The organism is Nocardioides sp. P5_C9_2 (assembly GCF_054049555.1).
Genome location: NZ_JBFUMD010000375.1, coordinates 1 through 3943, shown reverse-complemented (window position 1 = coordinate 3943; position 3943 = coordinate 1). Strand labels below are relative to the sequence as shown.

Genomic DNA, 3943 nt, shown 5'->3' with positions numbered 1-3943 from the left:
GCAGTCGATCATCCGCCGCGGCATCGTCGTGGTGCTCACGATGAGCGGCGTCGCGCTGCTCGACAAGGCCGGCTGGGCGCCCCTGGGCGCCGGCGAGGACGACACCCACCCGATGCTGATCGCGGGCGTCGGCCTCTTCGTGCTGATCGTGCTGCCCATCGTGTGGGGCTTCATCCGCAAGACGCAGGGACTGCCGATGTTCGGCTCCCCGACCATCGCCCAGCTCGAGGACCCCGACTACAAGCCGGGCCTCATCGGCATGAAGCGCACCGACACCTGACCGACCCGGTCCAGACCGGCGCACGACGCCGTAGCCCCACGCGGGACGACGGAGGATCGTCGGCACCATGGCGATCGCTCGCTTCCTGTTGGCGACGGCACTGGCCGTCTCCGCTGCGGCCTGCGCCTCCGACGAGGGTGACGCGGAGGGCCCGGCGCCGTCGTCCAGCGCCTCGACGGCCGACCCGGCTCCCGAGGTGACCTACCTGCCCGCGGGCGACCTCCCGGAAGGCCTGAGCCTGCGACAGGTCGACGGCCGCACCCTGTCCGCGAAGCCGTTCGCCGACTTCGCGGTCGCGAGCGGGGCCGGCGTGTGGGTGTCGGGGGTCGCTCCGGGGGCGGTGCGGTACGACGCCGTGTCGGGAGACGTGACTGCACGCACCAGAGTGCAGGGCGCGGTGACCCAGGCACTGGAGCAGTCCGGTGACGAGGTGTTCATCTCCACGCGCGTCCCGGACACGCTCATGCGGATCGACGCCCTGACGGGCGCGGTTCGGGCTCGCGTGAGGCTCCCAGCGAGCCCATTGATGGAGAGTGCGGTCGGAGCCGACGGGGGCACGGTCCATGTCCTGGTGGACACCCTCGAGCCGACCATCGTCACGATCAGGGGCGAGAAGGTCGCGTCCACCATTCCCGCACCGGCGGATGCGACCGCCGTTCGTGCGGCGTTCGATGCACTCTGGGTGCCCACGAGGTCGGGCACGATCGAGCGCTACGACCTGGAGTCGGGCGAGTGGACGAGCATTCCGGCCGGGCCCTACCCGCGGTTCCTGGACGTCGGATTCGGTGCCGTGTGGGTGATGAACCAGGGCGACGGCTCGGTGACGCGGGTCGACGGACGGACGTCCGAGTCCGAGACCATCGCCGTGACGGGCGCCGCGATCGGGGGTGGCGACCTGACCACCGGCGCCGGGGCCGTCTGGCTGCGCACCGACGCCGGTGTGATCCGGATAGATCCCGAGAGCCGTGCCCCGACACACGTGATCGAGGTGCCGCCCGGCAGCGGCAGTGTGGCAGCGACCGACGAGGCCCTGTGGATCACCAACCACGACCATCTCGCCGTGCACCAGGTCCCGCTGCCGCTACCCCGCTGAGCGGCCGAGCGGCTTCCTAACGGTGGTAGCGCTGGTTGTGCGGGCACTGCTGGTGCTTCAGCCGGCACCTGGCCCGTCGATAGATCCTGCGCATCCCGTGCTTCATACAGCGATGTTTTCCCGGGACGAATGGCTTACATGCGCCAATTGAGAAAGTCTGGAGATAACGGTCCATCTGGGCCCACCCCCAAGGGCGGGACGACTAGTCCAGCGGGTGGTTACGGAGCCTGGATCCCGAGCAGCTCACGGCACTGCGCGGGCGTCATCGGCTCCCGCTGGGCGAGGCGGCCGAGCTCCACGGCCCGCTCGACGAGCTGACGGTTGCTCTCGACCGGCACGCCGCGGGCGATGGTGAGCACGTCCTCCATGCCGACGCGCAGGTGACCGCCCTTGGACAGCGCGGCGAGGGCCACCGAGAGCGTTGACCGGCCGATGCCGGTCGCCGCCCAGGACGTGGTCTCGGGCGGGAGCATCGCGACTCCGGCGACGAGTGCGTCGGCGGTGCCGGGCATCCCCCCGGGCACGCCCATCACGAAGTCGCAGTGCACCTTGCCGCCGTGCGGCAGGCCGTAGGTCTTGAGGAGCCGTCTGAGGGCGTGCACCTGGCCGAGGTCGAACAGCTCGAACTCCGGCACGATCCGACGCTCCTGGGCGAGCTGGTAGAGCTCGCACACGAAGGGCCACGGATTGCTGAAGACGTCGTCGCCGAAGTTGGTCGTGCCCATCGTCAGGCTGCAGGAGTCGGGTTCGGCGTCGAGCACCTCGAGCCGCTTGTCCAACGGGTCGTGGACCGAGCCGCCGCTGGACAGCTGCACGACGAGCGAGCTCGACTCGCGCACCGCGGCGACCCACTCGCGGAGCAGCGACTGGTCGAGCGTCGGCGCGTGCTCTCCGTCCCGCACGTGGAGGTGGATCATCGCCGCGCCAGCCGCCTCACACTCCGCGGCCGTGACCGCGATCTCCTCCGGAGTGGTGGGCAGCTGCGGGCAGTCCGCCTTGCTCGTCTCGGCGCCCGTGGGCGCCACGGTGATCAGCAGTCCGTCAGCCATGGGAGCACCTTAGGGTCGGTGCATGCGTGCTGTGCTGCAGAGGGTGCTCTCCGCGTCCGTCACCGTCGACGGGGCAGTCTCCGGCAGCATCGACGAAGGCCTGCTGGTCCTGCTCGGGGTCACCCACGACGACACCCTTGAGGACGCGGCCTGGATGGCCCGCAAGATCCGCGACATGCGCATCCTGCGCGACGAGCAGTCCGTCGGAGACACGGGAGCACCGGTCCTGCTCGTCAGCCAGTTCACGCTGTACGGCGACGCCCGCAAGGGCCGGCGGCCGACGTGGTCGGCAGCCGCTCCAAGGAGCGTCAGCGAACCGTTGTACGACGCCGTCGGCGCCGAGCTCGAGAGGCTTGGCACCCACGTCGAGCGTGGAGTGTTCGGCGCGAACATGCAGGTGGCATCGATCAACGACGGGCCAGTGACCTTGCTGCTCGAGTCCCCAGTCCGAGTCTGATGCCACCGAAGCACCCGGCCATCGCTACGATGTGGGCTGCTGTCCCTAGAGAGGCCCCCCGTCTGTCATGACCCAAACGCACTCCGACTACCAGCTGAGCCAGCTGGACCAGCTCGAGGCTGAGTCGATCCATATCTTCCGTGAGGTCGCCGCCGAGTTCGAGAAGCCGGTCCTGATGTTCTCCGGTGGCAAGGACTCCATCGTCATGCTCCGCCTGGCGGAGAAGGCCTTCTACCCGGGGAAGTTGCCGTTCCCGCTGCTCCAGGTCGACACCGGCCTGGACTTCGACGAGGTCCTCGAGACCCGCGACAACTGGGTCAACCGCCTCGGCGCGCGCATCCACATCGCCGGCGTCGAGGACATGATCGCCAAGGGCATCATCGTCGACGACGGCAAGACCTCGCGGAACCGTCAGCAGATCGGCGCCCTGCTCCACGCCATCGAGGAGAACGGCTTCACCGCCGCCTTCGGCGGCGGCCGTCGCGACGAGGAGAAGGCCCGCGCCAAGGAGCGCGTCTACTCCCACCGCGACGAGTTCGGCCAGTGGGACCCCAAGATGCAGCGTCCCGAGCTGTGGAGCCTCTACAACGGGCGCATCCACGCCGGCGAGCACATGCGCATCTTCCCGCTGTCCAACTGGACCGAGCTCGACATCTGGCACTACATCGACCGCGAGCAGATCGAGATCCCCTCGATCTACTTCGCCCACGAGCGTGAGGTCATCCTCCGCGACGGCATGTGGCTCTCCCTGTCCGACGCCGTCCAGCCCAAGGGCAACGAGACGGTCGAGACCAAGATGGTCCGTTTCCGCACCGTCGGCGACAAGTCGCAGACCGGCTGCGTGGAGTCGACCGCATCGACCACTGCCGAGATCATCGACGAGATCGCCATCGCCCGGGTCACCGAGCGCGGCGCGACCCGCGGTGACGACCGGTTCTCCGAGGCGGCCATGGAAGACCGCAAGAAGGAAGGCTACTTCTGATGAGCCCCGAGATCTCTCCCGTCGCAGAGACCCACGAGGGTCGCGCTCCGATGGACCTGCTGCGCTTCGCGACCGCCGGCTC

General features: G+C 69.1%; 4 protein-coding genes and 1 pseudogene. 4 read left to right on the top strand and 1 reads right to left on the bottom strand.

Annotation, left to right across the window (positions count from 1 at the left end; translation table 11 throughout):
• Positions 1-280 (top strand): annotated as a pseudogene (locus ACXJKL_RS16365) (hypothetical protein); the annotation flags it as partial.
• 67 nt (positions 281-347) lie between these two features.
• On the top strand, positions 348-1373 hold the full coding sequence (locus tag ACXJKL_RS16360; RefSeq protein WP_457208085.1) for a hypothetical protein: 1026 nt from the start codon (positions 348-350) through the stop codon (positions 1371-1373).
• Positions 1374-1591: 218 nt separating this feature from the next.
• Here the strand turns inward: ACXJKL_RS16360 and ACXJKL_RS16355 are convergent, their stop codons facing one another.
• The gene (locus ACXJKL_RS16355; RefSeq protein ID WP_457208084.1) at positions 1592-2422 is read right to left on the bottom strand and encodes a 3-keto-5-aminohexanoate cleavage protein; all 831 of its coding nucleotides are present in this window, start codon (positions 2420-2422) and stop codon (positions 1592-1594) included.
• 22 nt (positions 2423-2444) lie between these two features.
• Between ACXJKL_RS16355 and dtd the strand changes: the two genes are divergently transcribed.
• Complete coding sequence (dtd, locus tag ACXJKL_RS16350) at positions 2445-2879, top strand: D-aminoacyl-tRNA deacylase (RefSeq protein ID WP_457208083.1); 435 nt, start codon at positions 2445-2447, stop codon at positions 2877-2879.
• 67 nt (positions 2880-2946) lie between these two features.
• Entirely contained in the window at positions 2947-3861 is a 915-nt protein-coding gene (gene cysD / locus ACXJKL_RS16345; protein ID WP_457208082.1) for a sulfate adenylyltransferase subunit CysD, read from the top strand.
• Positions 3862-3943 lie beyond the last annotated feature (82 nt).